Source organism: Sorangium sp. So ce363 (genome assembly GCF_051520435.1).
Lineage (GTDB): Bacteria > Myxococcota_A > Polyangia > Polyangiales > Polyangiaceae > Sorangium > Sorangium cellulosum_B.
This window is the reverse complement of sequence record NZ_CP150333.1, coordinates 8107126-8127126: the sequence shown is the minus strand read 5'-3', so window position 1 is coordinate 8127126 and position 20001 is coordinate 8107126. Positions and strand designations below refer to the sequence as shown.

General features: G+C 71.2%; 18 protein-coding genes. 14 read left to right on the top strand and 4 right to left on the bottom strand.

Going from position 1 to position 20001, the window contains the following annotated elements; translation table 11 throughout:
* Positions 1-11: 11 nt before the first annotated feature.
* Both WMF12_RS30495 and WMF12_RS30490 read right to left on the bottom strand, forming a co-directional pair.
* Positions 12-749, bottom strand: coding sequence for a M15 family metallopeptidase (locus tag WMF12_RS30495; protein WP_437740174.1), 738 nt, complete (start codon positions 747-749; stop codon positions 12-14).
* Positions 750-937: 188 nt separating this feature from the next.
* Entirely contained in the window at positions 938-1333 is a 396-nt protein-coding gene (locus WMF12_RS30490) for a VOC family protein (protein ID WP_437851049.1), read from the bottom strand.
* A 146-nt stretch (positions 1334-1479) separates the two neighbouring features.
* On the opposite strand from WMF12_RS30490, the gene WMF12_RS30485 reads away from it, so the two are divergent.
* From WMF12_RS30485 to WMF12_RS30470, 4 genes are all read left to right on the top strand, one after another.
* Positions 1480-1725, top strand: coding sequence for a hypothetical protein (locus WMF12_RS30485; RefSeq protein ID WP_437851047.1), 246 nt, complete (start codon positions 1480-1482; stop codon positions 1723-1725).
* A gap of 587 nt (positions 1726-2312) precedes the next feature.
* A complete protein-coding gene (locus tag WMF12_RS30480) occupies positions 2313-2897 on the top strand; it encodes a DUF2378 family protein (RefSeq protein ID WP_231864307.1) in 585 nt (194 codons plus the stop codon).
* A gap of 813 nt (positions 2898-3710) precedes the next feature.
* Entirely contained in the window at positions 3711-4154 is a 444-nt protein-coding gene (locus WMF12_RS30475; RefSeq protein ID WP_437740171.1) for a gamma-glutamylcyclotransferase family protein, read from the top strand.
* 172 nt (positions 4155-4326) lie between these two features.
* Entirely contained in the window at positions 4327-6078 is a 1752-nt protein-coding gene (locus WMF12_RS30470; protein ID WP_437851045.1) for an ATP-binding protein, read from the top strand.
* 66 nt (positions 6079-6144) lie between these two features.
* On the opposite strand, the gene WMF12_RS30465 is transcribed toward WMF12_RS30470, so the two are convergent.
* Complete coding sequence (locus WMF12_RS30465) at positions 6145-7176, bottom strand: isocitrate/isopropylmalate dehydrogenase family protein (RefSeq protein ID WP_437740169.1); 1032 nt, start codon at positions 7174-7176, stop codon at positions 6145-6147.
* A gap of 165 nt (positions 7177-7341) precedes the next feature.
* Between WMF12_RS30465 and WMF12_RS30460 the strand changes: the two genes are divergently transcribed.
* Positions 7342-8400, top strand: coding sequence for a serine/threonine-protein kinase (locus WMF12_RS30460; RefSeq protein ID WP_437740168.1), 1059 nt, complete (start codon positions 7342-7344; stop codon positions 8398-8400).
* Between the two features lie 135 nt (positions 8401-8535).
* Here WMF12_RS30460 and WMF12_RS30455 read toward each other — a convergent pair whose 3' ends face one another.
* Positions 8536-9402 (bottom strand): oxygenase MpaB family protein, encoded by an 867-nt coding sequence (locus WMF12_RS30455; protein WP_437851043.1) that lies wholly within the window; start codon positions 9400-9402, stop codon positions 8536-8538.
* Positions 9403-9751: 349 nt separating this feature from the next.
* Between WMF12_RS30455 and WMF12_RS30450 the strand changes: the two genes are divergently transcribed.
* The 9 genes from WMF12_RS30450 to WMF12_RS30410 all read left to right on the top strand — a co-directional run bounded on the left by WMF12_RS30450 (position 9752) and on the right by WMF12_RS30410 (position 19933).
* The gene (locus WMF12_RS30450) at positions 9752-10096 is read left to right on the top strand and encodes a sigma-70 domain-containing protein (RefSeq protein ID WP_437708868.1); all 345 of its coding nucleotides are present in this window, start codon (positions 9752-9754) and stop codon (positions 10094-10096) included.
* Between the two features lie 281 nt (positions 10097-10377).
* Positions 10378-10746, top strand: coding sequence for a ribosome hibernation-promoting factor, HPF/YfiA family (hpf, locus tag WMF12_RS30445; protein ID WP_437851041.1), 369 nt, complete (start codon positions 10378-10380; stop codon positions 10744-10746).
* Between the two features lie 442 nt (positions 10747-11188).
* Positions 11189-11668: a PTS sugar transporter subunit IIA gene (locus tag WMF12_RS30440; RefSeq protein WP_437740165.1), complete on the top strand. Its 480-nt coding sequence runs from the start codon at positions 11189-11191 to the stop codon at positions 11666-11668.
* A gap of 44 nt (positions 11669-11712) precedes the next feature.
* Entirely contained in the window at positions 11713-12966 is a 1254-nt protein-coding gene (hprK, locus tag WMF12_RS30435; protein ID WP_437851039.1) for an HPr(Ser) kinase/phosphatase, read from the top strand.
* The gene (rapZ, locus tag WMF12_RS30430; RefSeq protein ID WP_437740163.1) at positions 12963-14024 is read left to right on the top strand and encodes an RNase adapter RapZ; all 1062 of its coding nucleotides are present in this window, start codon (positions 12963-12965) and stop codon (positions 14022-14024) included. Before hprK ends, rapZ begins: the two co-directional genes overlap by 4 nt.
* Entirely contained in the window at positions 14021-14305 is a 285-nt protein-coding gene (locus WMF12_RS30425; RefSeq protein WP_272094687.1) for an HPr family phosphocarrier protein, read from the top strand. The genes rapZ and WMF12_RS30425 overlap by 4 nt, the downstream gene beginning before the upstream one ends.
* The gene (ptsP, locus tag WMF12_RS30420; RefSeq protein WP_437851038.1) at positions 14302-16272 is read left to right on the top strand and encodes a phosphoenolpyruvate--protein phosphotransferase; all 1971 of its coding nucleotides are present in this window, start codon (positions 14302-14304) and stop codon (positions 16270-16272) included. Before WMF12_RS30425 ends, ptsP begins: the two co-directional genes overlap by 4 nt.
* Positions 16269-18488 carry a bifunctional metallophosphatase/5'-nucleotidase gene (locus WMF12_RS30415; protein WP_437851036.1) on the top strand — a complete coding sequence of 740 codons (2220 nt, stop codon included), beginning with the start codon at positions 16269-16271 and terminating at the stop codon, positions 18486-18488. The genes ptsP and WMF12_RS30415 overlap by 4 nt, the downstream gene beginning before the upstream one ends.
* Positions 18485-19933 (top strand): hypothetical protein, encoded by a 1449-nt coding sequence (locus WMF12_RS30410; protein ID WP_437851034.1) that lies wholly within the window; start codon positions 18485-18487, stop codon positions 19931-19933. Before WMF12_RS30415 ends, WMF12_RS30410 begins: the two co-directional genes overlap by 4 nt.
* Positions 19934-20001: the final 68 nt, after the last annotated feature.

Genomic DNA, 20001 nt, shown 5'->3' with positions numbered 1-20001 from the left:
ATCGCCGCGCGCTACTTCTTCTTGATCCGGTCGGGATCCCCGAGGAATTCGAAGTGCATCGTGTCCTCGAGGTCGTCGTGGCCGAGCCAGTCGAAGCCGTAGCGCTCGAACGCCTTGATCCAGCAGCGGGACAGGGCCGTGCGCTCGTAGGCAGAGCGCTTCTTCTCCTGGCACAGCGGGCTCGTGGGCCACGGGTCGACGCAGCCGCAGCACGGGTTCCGGTCGGGATCGATGTCGATGGCGATGCCGAAGAGGTGGTTCGAGATCTCGGCGCCGCGGTAGCTGTTCGCCGTGCGGAACCCGCCGACCGCGCGCGGCGTGTAGCGGCGGGACTTGCGGGTGCACGTCGAGCGGATCCGCTTCTCGACGCAGTGGAGCGCGGGCGCGATCTTCTCGTGGACGGAGAGCGGGAGGCCCATGAACTGCACGGCCGTCGCCTGGGAGTGGGCGCTCTCGGAGTTGTGGCGCCGCGTCTCCTCGGTCTCGACGTGGCCGTAGTGCTCGGCCAGGTAGCGGACCGCTTTGGCGTGCTTCTTCGGGTTGAGCATCCCCTTCTGGACGAAGGTGCGCCGCTTCAGGAACTTCTGCGGGCTCTGGACGCGGCACTCGTAGCTCTTCGCCTTCTTTCCCCGGGCCGGCTCCTTGGCCTCCGCGACGGGCCCGCCGCCGAGCCCCGAGGGGCCGGCCGCGAGCAGGGCGATCGCTGCTGCCACGAGCAGGTGCACCCGTGTCCGTCCGTTCGCGTTCACGGCCGGAGGTTAAGCAGGCCGCGTCAGGCGCGGCAAGGACTTGCCGTAAAAGCCTGTCAGGAGAAGCACCGTCAGGGGCACGAGCGCATTCTCGCGGCGGGCGGCGCGCCGCATCGCGCGCGATCGCACGGTCGGTGTCAGCTCATGGGGTGAGCTGCGGCGAGCTCATGAGGTGAGCTGCGGTGAGCTCATGGAGAGGTCCACGGCGAGCAGATCTCCACGAGGACGCCGTTCAGGTCGCGCACGTAGGAGACGCGCTGGCCCCACGGCTTGTCGTGGGGTTCCGACACGGGGGCTGCGCCGGCCTTCACGGCGCGCGCGAACGCCGCGTCGACGTCCTCGCTGGTGACGATGATCTCGAACCCGGCGGGGCGCTCGCCTGGCCTGTTCTTCGCGAGCTCCGGGAGGCCCTTCTGGGCGAAGTCCTCCTGCACGAACCCGAGCGGCACCCTGCCCTTCAGCTCGCAGTATTCGTTGTCGCTGGAGACGAAGCTGCGCTCGAAGCCGAACGCGCTCTCGTAGAACGCCGCGGCTTCCACCGCGTCGGGCACATAGACGATCACGCCACCCAGTCCTGTGTTCATGAGGTCCTCCTCGGGGGTCCTGCCCCACGCGCCGGCATCCTAGGGCGGCGCTGCTGACAGCGTCCGGTCAGCAGCCTCGCTCGATGGACGGCGCGAGCGAGGCGCGGAGCTCTCGCGCATGAACCCCCATCACCACGTTTCGATCGATGGCAGAGCGCGACGCCTGGTCGAACCAGAGGCTGCCCACGCTCGACGCCGAAGTGCGGCTTCTGCGCGGCGAAGTGCGGCTTCTGCGCGGCGAAGTGCGGCTTCTGCACGCGTCCCACGTCCAGGTCGAGCGCGTGGGGAACGCGCAGGTCCACCTCGTCGCCCACCCGATTCATCGTGGGCAGGCGCACGCGATGCTCGCCGCCGCTCGACGGTTCTTCTGGGCCGAGGAGCGTCCGTGGTGAGAACGGAGCTCTCCGCGAGCTCGGCACTCCCGGTGCGTCAAGGCGAGCCTCACGGCCCGTCGAGGCGAGTCTCGGGGCGTATCGATGCGAACCTCAAGGCACATCGAGGCGAGCCGCGAGGCATATTGACGCGGGCCTCACGGCGCGTTGACGCGGTGTTCCTTCGGCTCGGGACGCTGGCGGGTGTGTGCCGCCGCAGACGCGTGGACCGGCCTGAGCGGAGATGAACACCGTCCCGGTCGTCTCCGCGCGGTTGCACCGCTGAACCAGCGTTTCATCCATGCAAGGGAAATCTGGCATGAACCCCGTGTTCACGCGGTGACTCGTTCAGTGAGCGGTCGGCATGGCCGTTGCTAGGTGGGTCGTGTGCCCTTCGCTGCGGTGGTTGCCGCAAGCGGCCTTTGTGTTGAGTCTTTTTTTGCGGCGAGCTCCCTATGAAAGAGGTCCGTAGCGACCAGCGCCGGCAAGCGAACGAGACGCCCATCCCCAAGAGCGGTGTCATGCGCGCCGTGCCCCGAAGCGTCGCGCCGCCGAGCGCACCGTCCACAGAGGGGCTGCTTGTCGGGCCGAACGGAGCTTCGTTCGAGGTGCGTCCTTCCGATCCGCTCCTCGGCAACATCGACATCGACGCCGTTGTGGCGGGGGTCCCCGAGTCCTACGCGATGAAGGGGATGTTCTTCAACGCGCTGGCGGCGACGCTCGGGGAGCGTTTCGCGCAGGTGGTGTCGACGTTGTCGAGCCCGCCGAGGGGTGGGCTCTACCTGCCGTTCTCGGACTATCCGACGCGCGACTTCTTGCGCCTCTACGACGCGGCTGCGCGGCTCTCACACCCGAACCGGAGCTCGCGGGAAGGCTACCGTCGCCTCGCGCGGCAGCAGGTCGGGGCCTTCAGGGAAAGCGCGCTCGGCCGGATCACGATGCACCTGGCGACCGACCCGGGCGCCGCGCTGATGCGCTACACGGGCAGCCTGGGCGCGCTCGTGAAGGGGCCGTTGGCCAGGGCGCGGCAGCTGGGGCCGTCGGAGGTGCAGATCGACATCAGCAGCCACCGCGGTACCCTGGAGTACCCGCTGGGGAACTTCGAGGCGCTCGTCATGGGGTACGGCGCCAAGCCGACCATCTCGGTCGAGGTGCGAGGGGCGGAGACGCTTCAGTTCCTGGTGAGCTGGTAGCCCGCGAGAGGCCCGCGCCGGCGGGAGGGTCCACGCGGCGGGGGCGGGTGGGCGCTCGGCCATCCGCCAAGACGGGGACCGAGGCGCTTGCGCTGAGAACACCACCCGGCATGTCTCCCTTCGGGCCATGCCTGCTGGGACGTTATGTTGCGCGCCACACAAGGCGCGCCTGAGACGTAGAGCCCCCTGCGACCTTATGGCACCTCGGTCGGTGCTCGCCGCGCCCACCCGCCCCCGCCGCGTGGACCCTCCCGCCGGCGCTACGGTGGTGGGGGAGGGGGGGAGCGAGGGGGGCCGACGTCGATGCGCGTTTTCCGTGCGCGGTTGCGGTAAGGCGAGTGCAGGATCAAGGCGGGCAATTCGAGACCCATGGAAGTGCGGTGATTTGAGTCGGCTTGCGGCCTTCTGAGCGAACCTGGCGACCATAGAGATCATCGTTTCAACACGAGTTGATCGAGAATCGCTGTTGATGGATCGAGGTCGCCTTCCGAGAAGGTGAATGCTCGGTTGGATGAAAGCCGCACTCGCGCCGGGCAGGAGAACATCGGCCTGCTGCGCAAAATTGCGCTCGAACTTTTATCGAGCGCGGGCGTCAAGCGAGCATGAGGCACTGTGGGCACTGGTGGACGTGCCTTGGAGTTGGCGAGCCCTCCGCAAGAACGGCGGCTTACCATGGGCGCGCAGGTGCAATATTCCTCTGGGGCTACAGCTCTCCACGGCTTCGCTGACGTCGCTCCGACCAGCCTTGCGCTCGCGCCCTCCCTTTGCGAGCGTCTGAGCCGGGCCGCAGAGGCCGTCCCGAGGACCACGCCAATGACTACCCACGAGATCGTCCTCTTCGTCTACGACAACCTCATGAAGGGCGAGGACCAACACGAATGGCTCGCGTCAGCCCGCTCGCTCGGTGTGGCGACCACGACACCGCAGTACGCGCTCGTCGACCTCGGCACCAGCGGCGCCCTCGTCCAGGGAGGGCTCATCGCCGTGACCGGCGAGCTCTATGCCATCGCTCCGGCTGCGCTGGCCGCGCTCGACGTGCACCGCGGACACCCGGTCTTGCACCGGAGAGCAGCCATCCGCCTCGCCGACGGCCGCGAAGCCCAGGCCTATCTCCTCTCCATGGAGCAGGCCGCTGGCTGCCGGCGCGTCCGCGAGGGCGACTGGCGGAAACGCCGCGGCGCGCCCGGCGCCGTGCGGACCCGGGACAACAGCCCGCTCGTGAGCTGGGCGAAGCGCCGCTTCGACACCTCCCGCTGACCAGTCTGCGCGCTCCTCTCTACCCCGATGGCGCTCAGCGCGCGCCGCGCCGTGCGAGCCGTCGCTGCGCAGGCGCACAAGCCTTCCCTCGGCACACAGCGCATACTGTACCCTTGGAGCAGGCATGCGCGTCGCTCGTGGAACGGCGCGTGCCAGCGCAGGTGCTATGGGCATGGCTGCAGGGGAAAGCGTGGCGGAAATCTCGGCGCACGACCAACTCGGCCACGACGACGGCGAGCCTGAATCCGCCACTGCCCAGCTCGCCGAGGTCGTCGTCGAGGCGGCCGCCGCGCTTTCTGGGAAATTTCAACCGCAAGCGCTCCGCGAGGTTGTCGCCGAGCAAGCCGCCCGGTTGCTCAGCGCAGACCTCTCGCTCCTGTACGGCGCCGCAGTGGAAGAGCACGCGCGCCCGATCCGGCTGGTCGCCTCCTCCAACCTGCCGAGCGCGTTCGCCGCGCAGCTCACGGACCTCACGGGCACGTCGTCCCTTGTGCTGCGCGCCGCGGAGAGCCGCCGCATCGAGCATGCCTTGGTCGACCAGGCCGCCTGCGAGCGTTTCTCCGACCTCGGCGCGCTCGCGGCCAGCATGAGGCCCCACTGGGCTCTGTCTGCGCCCCTGCTCAGCGCAGACCGGCTCTTCGGCGTCCTCTTTTGCGCGTTCGGGAGCCGCAGCGCATCTTTCCAGGAGATCCTCCCGCGCGTGCGGGCCCTCTGCGCGCTGTTCGCGCTCGCGCTCGCGAGCGCTGAGCCCACCGCGAGCGCGCGAACGCGCCCCGGGGGCGCCGACTACGTACGGGGCCGGGGCGCGGACGCGCTGGAGCCCACCGAAGCTGCGTTCCGTGAGGTTGAGTGGGGCCTCGCGGAGGAGCGGCGATGGCTGCGGAGCGTGATCGAAGACTTCCCCGTCGCCATCGCCGTCTTGGACGAGCGCGGCGGCCCCTCGCTCCTCGCGAGCCGCCGCTGCCAGGAGCTCTGCGGCGGGCCGCACCCGCTCGAGGCGCTGGATGTGGGGCGAGGCGCGCTTCTGTGCGAGCCAGGGGGACGGCCGCTCCTGCTGCCTGAAATGCCCCTCGTTCGCGCGGCGCGTGGCGAGGGGACGGCGTGTAAAGAGCTGTGGTTTCGAAGGACGGACGGGAGCTACGTCCCCGTTGTGGTGAGCGCTGGCCCCATCCGGGGCGAGGACGGCGCGATCCACGGGGCCATCGCGAGCTACGAGGACGTCACCAATTTCAGGGAGATCCAGCGGCTCCGCGAGGAGTGGACCTCCCTCGTGGCGCACGACCTCAAGCAACCGCTCTCCGCCATCTCCGCCTACGCGGGCATGCTGTCGCGGCTGCCCGAGTCCGCCGGTGCGGCGGCGTGGGGCCAGAAGATCCTGTCGAACGTCCAGCGCCTCGATCGGATGGCCGAAGAGCTGCTCGACGCCTCCAAGATCGAGGCGAGGCATCTCTCCCTCGAGCCGCAGCCGACGGACATGCGCGCCCTGCTCCACGCGATCGTCGAGCTCGCTGCCGCTGAGAGGCCGGATCACGCGATCGTGCTGACGGCGGACGAGGACGTGCCGCCCGTCCTCGTGGACGCGGCGCGCATGGACCAGGTGCTCGGGAACCTCCTTCTCAACGCCGCCAAGTACGGCGATCCCGACGCGCCGACCCGCGTGACGCTCTCTCTCCGCGACGCCGAGGTCGAGGTCGCGATCGAGAACCGCGGGCCGGGCATCCCCCCGGACGAGCTGCCGAGGCTGTTCCAGCGCTTCCAGCGGCTCTCGTCAAACCCGTCCCGGGGCCGACCGCCCGGCACTGGCCTCGGGCTCTACATCTGCAAGGGCATCATCGAGGCGCACGGCGGCCGGATCTGGGCGCAGAGCGAGCTAGGCAAGACGACGTCCTTCCACTTCGCGCTCCCGCTCTCGCGCGGCGGCTGACCCCGCGGACCCCCGTGGCCGCGCCCCGGCGAAAGCGCGGGATCCGCCGCACCGACGGCGCCCCGCTCAGCCGTTCTTGATGCGCGCCACGATGGCGTCGGTGAGCGTCTTCGTGTCCGCCTTGCCGCCGAGATCGCGGGTGCGGACCCCGTCCAGGTTCAGCGCCCCGTCGATGCCGGCGCGCAGGCGGACGGCGAGCTCCCGGTGGCCCACGTGGTCGAGCATCATCGCGGCGGCGAGCATGAGCGCGATCGGGTTCGCCACGCCCTTGCCGGCGATGTCCGGCGCCGAGCCGTGCACCGCCTCGAAGATCGCGGCGTGCTGGCCGATGTTCGCCCCCGGCGCCATGCCGAGGCCGCCGATGAGGCCCGCGATCTCGTCCGAGAGGATGTCCCCGAAGAGGTTCGTCGTGACGATGACGTCGAACTGCCACGGGTTCAGCACGAGCTGCATCGCGCACGCGTCCACGATCCGCTCGTCGGTCGCCACGCGGCCCTCGTAGCCCTTGCTCACCTCGCGCGACGTCTCCAGGAAGATGCCCGTGAGCGCCTTCATGATGTTCGCCTTGTGGACGATGGTGACCTTCTTGCGGCCGTTCTTCTCGGCGTAGTCGTAGGCGAACTCGGCGATGCGGCGCGAGCCGACCCGGGTGTTCACGCCGGAGCCGATCGCCACCGCGTGCTCGTCGCTGCCGATCGGGATGTAGTGCTCGAAGCCCACGTAGAGGCCCTCGAGGTTCTCCCGCACGAGCACGATGTCGATGTTCTCGAAGCGGCCGCCCGGGATGAGCGTCTTCGCGGGGCGCACGTTGGCGAAGAGCTTGAACTCCTGCCGTAGGCGCACGTTCGACGAGCGGTACCCGCCGCCGATCGGCGTCTCGAGCGGCCCCTTGAGCGCGAGCTGCGTGCGGTGGATGCTGTCGAGCGTGGCCCGCGGCAGCGGGTCGCCCGCGTCCTTGACGCCGGCCATGCCGGCCACGCACGTCTCCCATTCAAAAGGCGCGCCGAGCGCGTCGAGGGCGCGCAGCGTCGCGTCCACGATCTCGGGGCCGATGCCGTCGCCGGGGATGAGGGTCGCAGGGTGCTTCTGTGAGGTCACGGGCTGTCTCTCGATCTCGGGGTGAATCGTCGCGTCGACGAGGAAAGGCGCACGCATAGCCGAGGTGCGCGCCGCGATCCACCTCGCCGGGAGCGGCGCCGCGCGCCGCCCGCCCGCAAGTCCCTTGAGGATCCCCGCCCCCGCCGCCATCATGACCCGGGTCCCATGATTTGCCCGCGCTGCCACCGCGCGTACACCGATCGCTCGTACGGCTTCTGCCCCGACGACGGCGCGCGCCTCGTCCAGTCGCTGTCGGCCGCGCCGCCGCCGGCGCAGCCGACGCGGCAGTTCGGCGCCATCCTCGAGGATCGCTATGTGATCCAGGGCTTCATCGGCGCCGGCGGCATGTCGCGCGTGTACCTCGCGGCGGACAGCCGCACGAAGGAGCAGGTCGCGATCAAGATCCTGAACCGCAGCTTCGCAGCCGATCGGGCCCAGCGCGAGCGGTTCCTCCGCGAGCTCGAGGCGGCGGCCGAGCTCGGGCACCCCAACATCATCCGGGTCCTCGACGCGGGCGAGCGCAAGGACGGGTCCCCGTTCATCGTGCTCGAGCTGCTCACCGGCGAGTCGCTCGGCGTCCTGCTCCGCCGCGAGGTGGCCATGAGCGAGGCCGTCGCGCTTCCGCTGATACGGCAGGCGGCGTCGGCGCTCGCTTCGGCGCACGCGGCCGGCGTCATCCACCGCGACGTGAAGCCGGACAACCTGTTCCTCGTCCGCTCCCAAGGCGGCCCGCGCGTGCTCAAGATGATGGATTTCGGCTTCGCGAAGCTGAAGACGGGCCCCACCACCGCCGCCGGTCTCGTGCTGGGCACGGTCCCCTACATGGCCCCGGAGCAGGCCCTCGCCGATCCCATCGACGGCCGCACCGACATTTATGCCCTCGGTGTCACCATGTTCCGCATGCTCGCAGGCCAGCTGCCGTTCTCCTCGCCAGACGACGTGGTGGTCGTCGCCCAGCACGCCTGCACCCCGGCCCCCCGGCTCAGCTCGATCCGGCCCGGCATCGATCGGCGGATCGAGGCGCTGGTCGCCACCGCGCTCCGCAAGGCCCCCGGGAACCGCTACGACTCGATGCAATCGCTCCTGGAGGACGTCGAGCGCATCCTCGGCGTCCGCCCGGGCGAGCCGATCGGCGCGCCGCTCAGGACGACCCCGGACGTCTACGAGCCGGTGAACCGCGCTGCCCGGGAGGCGCTCAAGTTCCTGCGGCGCCAGCTGCCTTGAGCCGGCAGGCAGCCTTGAGCCGGCAGGCAGCCTTGAGCCGGCGGGCAGCCTTGAGCCGGAAGGCAGCCTTGAGCCGGAAGGCAGCCGCTCGCCCGGCGCGGCGGCTGGGCTCGCCGGCCCGTGGAGCTGCGCCGGTCACCGCGCGCCGAGATCCTCGATACGGTAGCCGTCCGGGTACGTGCGGTTCCTCAGCTGAGTGAGCAGGCGCGGCGAGCGCCGGCGCGGCATGGCCCGCAAGACCGGGCCGCGCGCGCGGAGCGCCGCCTGCACGAGGCCGCGCAGCCCGGGCGGAGGCCGCGGCAGCCCGACGGCGTCGAGCATGCGATCATCGATCATCGCGTGGAGGACCGGCGCCCCGAGCGGCCATAGCGCTCTCGGCAGCGCCCAGCCCAGCACGAGGTCCCGCGTCGCCACGGCGAGCTTCCGGTTGTCCTCCGAGAACCGCAGGTGCTCCGCCTCGTAATCGAGGTTGAAACGCTCGAACGCCTCGTAGCTCGGCGGGATATCCTTGATGTTCATCAGCGTCCCGACCTGCTTCCAGTAGTGGTAAGCCGCGAGCTTCTCCTTTTCGAGCAGCGCGCGCCAGGCGAAGCGCTCGTTCCAGCGGATGGGCTCGAAGATGAACGTCGACAGCGTGTACAGGTACTCGTCGTTCGGGATGGCGTAACGCCCGTGCTGCCGGTTCATGCGCCGCAGCGCCGCCCGGCCGCGCTCGCTGTCGTATCCGTTCTCCAGCATCTCGGAGAGGATGAGGACGGTGTCGTCGTAGCGCTTCTGGGTGCGCTGGAGGAACTCCCCTGTCTGCACCAGGAGAGGTGTGCCCTTGGCGATCCCGAAGACACGGAACAGCGCGAGCTCGAGGGCGTGCTGCGTGTCCCACGGGAAATCATAGCACGTCGAGAGAAATGCGATCTCCTGATGATCCTTGACCGGATCCAGGTTTGCTTCGATATGGTCGCGGATCGCATAGCGCGATCGCGATTCGGGAGGGGCCCAGCGCATGGAAGATCTCCTGATGTGTATCCGCCCGATGACGCGTCCATTTCTATCATGCCTCGCGCAGCCTGGCGGAAACATCGCTGAACAGATGAAGACGTCGATCGTGGCCATCGTGGCGAGGCGAGGTGAGGTGCGGTTCACCGTGGCGCGCCGTGAATGAGGAGCTGTGATGCGGCGGCGGGCTCGCGCCGGGCGAGCCGGCTGGCCAGGCTCCGCGCGGCGAGGCCGCGGGGAGGGCCGGGGAGCGCGGCGCCGAGACGCTCGATCAGCTCGGTCTCGCGCTCGGCTTTCGGGCCCGCTTTCGCCCGCGCAAGCGCGTGCGCGGCCTGCGCGAAGGTGGCACGCTAGCGCCGTGCCGCCTGTCATCGACGACATGATCCAGGAGCTCCTTACACGCCATCGGTCGACCGGTCGGGTGGACCTCAACGACATCGCCGAAGTCGTCGACCGCCGGGCGGTCTCGTACGAGGAGGTCGAGTACATCATCGACCGGCTCGAGTCCGAGGGCCTCCGCGTCGCCGAGCCGCTCGATCGGGGCGATGTCGAGGTGCTCCGCGCCGTCGTCGCGAGCGCGAGGCGGCTCGCGGCCGAGCTCGGACGCACACCCACGATCGGCGAGATCGCGCTGGCATCGGGCCATGCCCCGCACACGGTGCGCCGGGCGCTGGAACAAGCGGGGCGTGCCAAGGCTTGTTGAAGAGGAGGTGCGCTGGCCGCGCAGGACGCAGCGCGGCAAGCCACGGTGACGCGCGGGCACGACGAGGTGCGCGAGAGGTGGCAAGCTGCGGCAGGCTGGCGCAAGACGCGGCAACCCGCGGCAAGAAACGCAGAAGCGGAACGACGCCAAACAAAACGAAAGCGCTGCGCCGTTGAGTGCAGACCAGAGCTCTACATCAGTGTTACGATGGAGATGGAGGGGTGCTCTGTAGCCGTAGTCGATTGTTTCATCTACGCATCAGGGAAGGAAGGCTGGACCCGATGAACATCACGATCACGTTCCGCCATATGGTGGGTACCGACGCCGTGAAGAATTACGCCCATGAGAAGGTGGCCAAGCTTCAGAAGTTCCTTAGGCAGGCGATGTCGGCGCAGGTCACCCTCTCCGTCGAGGGTCTGACGCACGTTGCCGACGTTCGCCTCTCCTCCGGCAGTCTAGCCTTCCATGCGACCGAGCGGGGTGAGGACATGTACGCGTCGATCGACATGGTCCACGACAAGCTCGAGCGGCAGATCCGGGATGGGAAGGGTCACACCATAGCGCGGAAGCGCGGCGGCACGAGCGCCGGCGAGTACGCCGTCGAGGTGGAGCGCGAAGCGGTGGCCGCGACGGGACGCTCCCGATCGTGAGCCGCCGCGCGCGTCGCCGAGGCGCGACGCGCGAGCCGGAGCGAGGGCAGCCGCGCCCGCCGGCGCGGCGCGCTCCCATCCTGTGAGCCGCCGCTCGCGGGCGAGGCGGCGCGCTCCCTCCGCGTGAGCCGCCGCGCGCGTCGCCGCGGCGAGCGCGGCGGCGAAGAGCGCTCGTCTCCATCAGCTCACCCCTGCGCATGGCCAACCTGCCGGGGGGCCTGCCTGGAGCGGCGCGGCGGTCGCCCAGCGATCGCGACGCGAAGAACGCGAAGAACGCTCCCTCCGGGGCCGCTCGCCGCGATAGCGTCCTTGAGTCGCGCACCCGAAGTCCCCAGGGTACGATGGCCACATCGGCTCGCTTGGCCCTGGCCGAGCGCCGCGCCGACCGTGCCACGTGCGCCGTTCCAGAGCCCTCTCACCTCGCCCGAGCGCCGAAATCAGCATGCAAGTCCGCGACATCTTGACCGCGCACCAGGTATCCGTCGCCAGCGAGCAGGAGGGGGTCGTCCGCTCCAAGACGGACGCGCTCCGCCGGCTCGCCGCCCTGCTCGCGGCAGGACAGCCGGGGGTCAAGGCGGATGACATCGAGCGGGTGCTCGGCGAGCGCGAGCGCCTGCAGTCCACCGGCGTCGGGAGCGGCGTGGCCATCCCCCACGGCGCGATGGAGGGCGTCGATCGGCTGATCGGCGCGGTCCTGATCTGCCCGAAGCCGATCGACTTCGACGCGATCGACGGGGCGCCGGTGGCCATCCTCGTCGCCGTGATCGGGCCGAAGCGCGCCACGGGCGAGCACCTCAAGACGCTGGCGCGCATCTCCCGCCTGCTGCGGGACGAGACGTTCAGGCGGCGGCTGCTCGGCGCCTCGACCGGGCGCGCGGCGTTCGAGCTCATCGCGGCCGAGGAAGGGAGGTCGGTGTCATGAGCGGCCCGCGCAGCGGCGGACACGAAGGGGAAGGAGGCGGCCGGATGCCCCCCTCGACCCGCGGTGGGCGGGCGGACCGCCCCGCCATCGCGGTGCGGAGCCTGATGGCCGACGAGGGGCTCGGCATCGACCTCACGCTCATCGCCGGCGCCGCGGGCCTCGACCGGCCCATCATGAACACCCGCATCCAGAAGTCCGGGCTCGCGCTCGTCGGCCACTTCCACGGCATCGTCCCGACGCGGGTGCAGATCCTCGGGCAGACCGAGCTCTCGTTCCTCCACAAGCTCTCCCGCGAGGACCGGCTCCTGTCGCTGCGCGGCTTCTTCGAGCTCGGCCTGTGCTGCGTCATCCTCACGCAGGGCGACCAGCCGTTCGAGGCGAACGGCTCCGGCATCGGGTTCGTCCCTGTGCCGGAGCTCGCGCAGTGCGCCGAGGAGAGCGGGACGCCGCTCCTCGTCTCGGCGGTGCGGTCGAGCGCCACGATCACCGCGCTGCACGCGCTGCTCGACGATCGCCTGGCGCCGCGCCTGCGGCTGCACGGCGTGCTCGTCGACGTCTTCGGCGTGGGCCTCCTTCTCATGGGGTCGAGCGCGATCGGCAAGAGCGAGTGCGCGCTCGATCTCGTGATGCGCGGCCACCGGCTCGTGGCCGACGACGCCGTGGAGTGCGATTACCGCCCTCCCGGCATGGTCTTCGGGGCCCCGGCGGAGCTCCTCCGGTACCACCTCGAGGTGCGTGGCCTCGGCATCCTCAACGTGAAGGACCTCTTCGGCGTCACGTCGATCCGCGAGCGCAAGCGGATCGACGTCGTGGTGAAGCTTGTCGAGTGGTCGAAGGACACCGAGTACGATCGGCTCGGGCTGGACGAGCGGTACCACACCATCCTCGGCGTGAAGATCCGGGAGCTCGTCATCCCGGTGCGCCCGGGCCGCGACATGGCGTCGATCCTCGAGGTCGCCGCCCGCAACGAGCTCCTGAAGAACGCCGGGTTCCACGCGGCCCGCGAGTTCTTCGGCAATGTCGAGGGCGAGCTGCTCCGCGAGCGCTCGCCGGAGGAGTCGTCGATCCCGCCGCCGGCGAGGCTCGCCGAGGAAGGCGCCTCGCGGATCGCCGCGCCGCCCGGCCCGCCCCGGCCGCCGCCGCCGCCGCCCGGCCGCGGCGTGGACGCGCCGAACCCCCCGAGCAGCGCCTTCCGGCCGCCCGTGGATCGGGGCAGGCCGCCCCCTGATCGCCCGAGCTCCGGGTTCAGCCCCACGGAGTCGTCCGTGAGCCTGCCGCGGCCGAGGAGGCGAGGGTGAGCAACGGGGGCGATCAGCAGCAGCACGGCCTGCACGGGCCCGACGGCGCGCCGGGGCGCGTCGTCGTCGTCACGGGCCTCTCCGGCGCGGGCAAGTCGACGGCGCTCCACGCCCTGGAGGACCTCGGCTTCTTCTGCGTGGACAACCTGCCCACGTCGCTCGTGCAGCCGGCGGTCGAGGCGTGCGAGTCGGGCGGGATCACCCGGATCGGGCTCGGCATCGACGTCCGGGTGGGCTCCTTCCTGGCGGGCGCCACGGCGGCGCTCGACTCGATACGGACCGGACGGGACGTGGTGATCCTCTTCCTCGACGCCTCGGACGAGACGCTGCTCCGGCGCTTCAGCGAGACGCGGCGCCCGCACCCGCTGACGACCGGCGGCAGCGGCGCCATCGCGATGCTCGACGGCGTCCTCCTGGAGCGCGAGCGGCTCGCGTCGCTGCGGGCCAGGGCGACGATCGAGCTCGACACGACCCGGCTGTCGACGCACGACCTGCGCCGCGTCGTCATCGAGCGGCTGCGCCCCGCGAAGGTCGAGGTGCCCCGGATGTCCACCCGGTTCATCTCGTTCGGTTACAAGTACGGCATCCCGCTCGACGCCGATCTGCTCTTCGACGTCCGCTTCCTCGACAACCCGTATTTCGTCCACGGCCTCCGCGAGCTCACGGGGAACGACGAGCCCGTGCGGGAGTACATCCTGAAGAACCCGGATGCCCTCGAGTTCATCTGCAGGACAGAGCAGCTCCTCTCGTTCTGCATGCCGCGCTACGCCAGCGAAGGAAAGAGCTACCTCACCGTCGGCATCGGGTGCACCGGCGGCCGGCACCGCTCCGTCGTGCTCACCAACGCGCTCAGCGACAGCCTGCGGCGGAAGACGGGGCTCCCGATCACGGTCGTGCACCGGGACGTCGCCCGGGCGAGCACGAGTGGTGTACCCTCGGGGGTGGGAGAGGGCATGGCCGGGGCGCCCGGCGTGGATCTCCGGCTGGCGCAGCCGGGAGCGCCCCCGTCGGAGCCTCGCCCGGCGTCGGACACGAGCGTGACGGGGGGCGAGCGGTGACGACCGAGGCGGTAACGAGGCGATTCACCATCATCAATGTGCGCGGGCTCCACGCGCGCGCCGCGACGAAGCTCGTGCAGCTCGCGGGGCGTTACGACTGCGAGATCTCGCTGACCGGGCCGGACGGGCAGTCGGCCAACGCGAAGAGCGTGATGGGCGTGCTCCTGCTCTGCGGGTCGATGGGCACCCAGATCGAGGTGAGCGCGACGGGCGATCAGGCCGCCGACGCCGTCTCCGCCATCGGCGAGCTGATCGCCGCGCGCTTCGGAGAGCACGAGTGACGCGCGGCCCGAGCGCGCTCTCGTCGGACGCCCCGGACGAGCATCCCGCCCCGGCGGACGCCGTCCGGAGCGGCTCGGCGGCGCCCGGCGCCCGGGTCGACTCGATGCCGCCCGGCGCCCGGACGGAGACGCTGCGGGGCATCGCTGGGTCCCCCGGGGTCGCCATCGGCGCGGCCGTCGTGATGGGCGGGCACCGGACGAACCACCCGCGCCGCCGCGTCGGCTCCAGCGAGATCGCGGCGGAGCTCGAGCGCTTCGAGGCCGCGGTCGAGCGCGCGCAGGACGAGCTGCGCGACATGGCGAAGCGCATCGGCGACCACCGCGCCGAGGCGTCGATCCTCGAAGCCTACCTGCTGATGCTCGGCGACGAGGCCCTCGCCGACGCCGTGAAGCGCCAGGTCACCGAGGAGCGCCGCTGCGCCGAGTGGGCGGTGGTGATCGCGTGCGAGGCGATCGCCGGCCGCTTCGCCGCGCTGGACGACCCGTACCTGCGCGAGCGCAGCCACGACGTCCTGTTCGTCGGCGAGCGCCTCCTGCGCGCGTTCAGCCTCCCGCCCCAGGAGCCGCCGTCCTCGCGCGACACCTCGCCCCTCTCCACGCGCAGCCTGATCGAGCTGCAGAACTCGATCGCCATGCCGGCGACGTTCGGCGCGGCGCTCCCGCGCTTCTCCGGGCCGACGATCCTCATCGCGCACGACCTGTCGCCGGCCGACACCGCGGCGATGGTCGACGAGCCGGTCGTCGGCTTCGTCACCGAGGTCGGCACCCGCACGAGCCACACCTCCATCATGGCGCGCGCGCTGGAGATCCCGGCCGTGGTCGGCGTCAGCGACGTGCTGCAGCGCGTGATCACGGGCGACGTCGTGGTGATCGACGGGCTGCGCGGCACGGTCGTCGTTCGCCCCGGCCCGGCCGAGCTCGCGGATGCGCGCGCCCGCGCCGAGCGCTACGTCGCGCTCGGCAAGGAGCTCTCGGAGTCCAGGCACCGTGCCGCCCAGTCGAAGGACGGCGTCAAGGTGTCGCTCCGGGCGAACGTCGAGCTCCCGGCCGAGGCGATCCTCGCGCGCGACCAGGGCGCCGACGGCATCGGCCTCTACCGGACCGAGTTCCTCTACATCGACCGCACGTCCCCGCCCTCGGAGGACCAGCAGTTCGAGATCTTCCGCGCCGTCGTCGAGGCGCTCCGCCCGAAGCCGGTCACGCTGCGCACGTTCGACATCGGCGGCGACAAGTTCGTCTCCACGTTCCAGGTGCCGCCCGAGATGAACCCGATGCTCGGCCTCCGCGCGGTCCGGCTCGCGCTCTCGCGCCCCGACGTCTTCCTCGAGCACCTCCGCGCCATGGTGCGCGCCTCCGCCTACGGCGACGTGCGGATCATGATCCCCATGGTCGCGGGCCTCGGCGAGCTCCGGCAGGTGCGCGCGCTGCTGCACCGCGCGCAGGAGCAGGTGCGCGCCCGCGGCCAGGCGTGCGCCGACGAGATCCCGCTCGGCGTGATGATCGAGGTGCCCTCGGCGGCGATCATGGTCGACCATTTCGCGCGCGAGGCCGCGTTCCTGAGCCTCGGGACGAACGATCTGATCCAGTACGCGCTCGCGGTCGACCGGACCAGCCGCTCGCTCGCCTACCTGGCCTCGCCGTTCGACCCGTCGATCCTGCGGCTGATCACGAAGGTGATCCAGGCAGGCCAGGATTTCGGCAGGCCGGTCTCCCTCTGCGGCGCGATGGCGAGCGATCCGCTCGCCGCCCTGCTGCTGCTCGGCCTCGGCCTCCGCGACTTCTCGATGGAGGCGGCGGCGATCCCGGAGATCAAGGAGACGCTCCGGCGCGTGACGGTCGCCGAGGCCGAGGCGGTCGCGGCGGAGGCGCTCGCCTGCGCGACGGCGGAGGAGGTCGAGTGCTGCGTCGCCGCCTCGTTCGCGCCGGACCTCTACGACCTGCTCACGGGAGAGCGCGCCACGCGGTGAGCGGCGCGCTGGGTGCGGTGGGGCCGACGCCTGCGGTGCCGGTCGCGTCCGGGGTGGCGCGCGCGCTGGCCGCCTGCGCGGTGGCGCTCGGCCTGTGCGCGGCGGGCTGCGAGGAGGAGGCGCCGCCGACGCGGCTCGTCGGGCAGGTGCACCTGACGCTGCTCCACACGTCGGACATCCACTCGCGGCTCTTCCCGTACAACCTGCAGCTCGGCCAGGTGGACGCGGGGCTCGGCCTCGGCGCGGCGGCCTCGATCGCGAACGTCGGCGGCGCCGCGCGCATGTCCCATCTCCTCGGGCGCGAGCGCGCCCGGTCGTCGCGCGCGCTTCACCTCGACGGCGGCGACTGCTTCCAGGGGGCGCCGATCTTCAATTTCTACTCGGGAGAGGCGGAGATCCGCGCCCTCGGCGCCATGGGCGTCGACGCCATGATCGTCGCCAACCACGAGTTCGACCGCGGCGCGCTGAACCTCGGTATCCAGCTCCAGCAGCACGCCGGCTTCCCCGTCCTCGCGGCGAACTACCAGCTCGAGGACCCCGCGCAGCCCGGCGCCTCTCCGCTCGGCGCCATCCTGCAGCCGTTCACGGTCTTCGACCTCGAGGGCCTCAAGGTCGGCGTCGTCGGGATGGGCAACCTCTCCAGCCTGACGTCGATCTTCGAGGCGCCGAACCGGCTCGGCGTCACCCCGCTGAACACGACCGAGGTCGCCCAGTTTTACGTCGACCTGCTCCGCCCCACGGTGGACGTCATCGTCTTCGTGACGCACCTCGGCCTCGACGGCGACGAGCGGATGATCGAGACCACGACGGGCATCGACGTCGTGCTCGGCGGGCACAACCACATCGTCCTCCAGCCGCCGAAGCGCGTCCGCGACTGCTCGCGGTACTACGACGAGGAGGAGCAGCGGCACTACATCCTCCTGAACGACGAGCGCTCGCCCGGGGAAGGCGCGAAGCGCCGGCGTTACTGCACGCCGCGCGACGTGCTGCTCGCGCACTCCGGCGCGTTCGCGAAGTTCGTCGGGCGGCTCGACCTCGTGCTGTCCAGGGACGCCTCCGAGCTCGGGGGCGGCTACGACCCGCTGAACGGCTTCGAGGTGCTCTCGGACCGGTACGAGCTCTTCCCGGTGACCGAGGGCGTGCCCGCCGATCCGATCGTCGCCTCGGCGCTCGAGCCGTACGCGCAGGGGCTCGACGCGCTCGCGAACCTCGATCTCCTGGTCGGCTACGCGCCGGGCGGCTCCCGCCGCGCCTCGGCGAGCGGCGGCGACTCGCCGCTAGGCAACCTCATCGCCGGGGCGATGTGGCTGCGCCTCGGCGTCCAGACCGATTTCGCGCTCACGAACACGACGGGCATCCGCGCCGACCTCGTGCCCGGCCCGGTGACGGTCGAGCAGATGTTCAACGTCTTCCCCTTCGACAACTCGATCTCGAAGATGCAGCTCTCCGGCCTCGAGGTGCAGGAGCTCTTCGACTTCGTGGCGCGCCGATCGAGCGGCCGCGGGTGCGTCTCGCAGGCGCAGATCGCGGGCGCGCGGGTCGTCATCGACTGCGCCGCGCGCTCGGCCGACGGCGCCGCGTCCGGCGTCGCGACCCACGTGTACATCGGCGCGCGCCAGCCGGCGATCGCGTGCCCGAACGGCGACGCCGACTGTCCGGGCGGCGAGGTGGGCAGCTGCGACGTCGAGGCGAGCCGCTGCTGGCAGCCGCTCGATCCGATCGCGACCTACGAGCTGGCGACGTCGAGCTACCTCGCCCAGGGCGGCAGCGGGTTCCGCGTGCTCCAGCGCAACACGACGCAGCTCGACACCCAGGTGCAGCAGCGCGACGCGCTGATCGACGCCATCCGCGCGGGCAGCCCGTGCGGCGCGGACGAGCGCGGCGAGCTCGCGTCGTGCCGGCGGGACGCCGATTGCGCGGGCGTGGGCGAGGGCTTCGTCTGCGCGTGCCCCGAGTCGGTGGTCGAGGGGCGGGCGTGCAAGACCGGCGAGGCGCCGTGCTCCCGGGGCGCGTGTGTGCTCGCGCGCTGCCGCGATGACGTCGCCGCCTACCAGCGCGACGTCTGCGCCGAGGCGCCGACCGACTGGGTGCGGGAGCAGTGCGAGAGCGCGCTCGCCCCGTGCAGCGCCGCGGGCGAGCAGTGCAAGCACCTGGCGTGCGTCGACCGGCGGCTCGGCAACTTCTCCGACGGCCGCTTGCGGATGGTGGGCCAGTGACGCCGCGGGCGAGGCGCCGAGCGGCGCTCGCGGCCGCCGCGCTCGCCGGGTGCGGCAGCGACGGCGGGCCGCCCCGGGGCGTCTCGAGCTTCTGGGTCCAGGTCGTGCAGGTGAACGGGGAAGCGCCCCCCTCCGCCGAGGCGCCGCTGCCGGCCAACCGCGGCGACACGGTGGACACCTGGTCGTTCAGGATCGAGGCGCGCGACGCTGCCGGCCGCCGGACGCCCTTCGACGGCATGGTCAGGCTGAGCGTCGATCCCGGGGCGGTGCTCGACGTCGAGGCGGACGACGAGGGCATCGCGGTCGGCCGCAACATCCGCCTGCGGGACGGCGTCGCCGAGGGGATCGCCCACGTGACGGCCGTCTACGGGCCCATCCGGCTGTGGGTCGAGGACCTCGGCTACCGGCCCGCGTCCCGGGGCGACCGCCCCGCGTGCGCCAACGGCGTCAACGACGACGCGCCGGGCGACATGCTCGTCGATTTCCCCGCCGATCCCGGGTGCGCCTTCGCGGACGACGACACCGAGGAGGGCGGCTCCTTCAGCGCCGGCGTCTCCAAGCCGGTCGCCTACGCCTCGCCGCGCATCGCCGACGTGCAGGGCGGCGGCTCGGCGACGCCCTACCCGTCCGAAGCGATGCGGATCGACACCGCGGCTCCCCAGCAGGTCGTTGTCACGCGTGTCTCGAGCGACGGCTTCTACGTCACCGATCTGGCCGGCCAGGGCAGCGGCTTCAACCACCTCTTCGCGTACAATTTCAACACACCTGCCAACCTGCGTGTCTGCGATCGGCTCGAGTACCTCGCGGGCACCGTCGACGAGTTCTTCGGCTTCACCCAGCTCTCGTTCCCTTCGTACGAGATCGCGCGCGCGCAGGAAGGAGCGGAGTGCCTGGTCCCGGAGCCGACGGTGCTCGACGGGCCGACGATCGCTGGCGCCTTGGCCATGGAGCGCCTCGAGAGCGGGCTCGTGCGCGTCGAGGGGTTCCACATCGGCGAGCGCTTCGGTCCGAGGCCCGCGAGGGACAACGTCTTCGCCGCGGAGCAGTCGAACTGCGATCTGAACGGCGACGGGCAGGTCGATTTCGACAGCCAGGCCGAGCGGAGCTGCGCGAACGCGTGCTCGGACGACCCCGAGTGCAGCGAGTGGACGAGCTACTCCGCGCGCGGCAACTACAAGATCACGGACGGGTCGAGCAGGATCCAGATCCAGACGGGCACGGTGAGCGCCTTCGATCCGACGTCCCACCGGGGCGAGGTGATCGACGCGGTGACTGGCACGCTCCGGAGCTTCTCGGGCGGCTCGCTGAACTGGACGATCGAAGCCCGCTGTCCGGACGACCTCGTCTGCCGGGCGCCCGGCTGCGCGCCCGCCACGAAGCCCTCGAAGGAGGCCTGCGTCCGGACGCGCAGCCTCGACGACGACGACGACGCGGAGAGCAACTAGCCGCCTCCTCGCCTTCGCCGCGGCCGCGCCGCGCCCGCCGGTTCACCCAGGCCCAGGAAAGCCACCGC